The sequence below is a fragment of the Alicyclobacillus suci genome (genome assembly GCF_017329615.1).
Lineage (GTDB): Bacteria > Bacillota > Bacilli > Alicyclobacillales > Alicyclobacillaceae > Alicyclobacillus > Alicyclobacillus suci.
Map to the genome: position 1 here is coordinate 1 of NZ_JAFMTW010000252.1, position 251 is coordinate 251.

The 251-nt window shown below is 72.9% G+C and carries 1 pseudogene; it reads right to left on the reverse strand.

Annotation, left to right across the window (positions count from 1 at the left end):
- Positions 1-251: pseudogene (locus J3482_RS22340) on the reverse strand (hypothetical protein); the annotation flags it as partial.

Genomic DNA, 251 nt, shown 5'->3' on the forward strand with positions numbered 1-251 from the left:
GGGCTGGACATAGCCCGTCTCGTCGATGGCGCGGGAATGCAGCAGCAGTTCCGACCCGTCCCAGTTCAGGTCGAAATAGAACCGGGTCATCGCCATCGGCACGCCGGGCGCGGCCAGCCGCGCGGTCTGCCAGCTCTTGCCGCCATCGGTCGAGACGTCGACGCGGGTGACCGCGCCGCGGCCCGACCAGGCCAGCCCGGTGATGACCAGCGGGCCCGGGCCGTGGGCGATCGGCACCTGCGGGCTGGGGG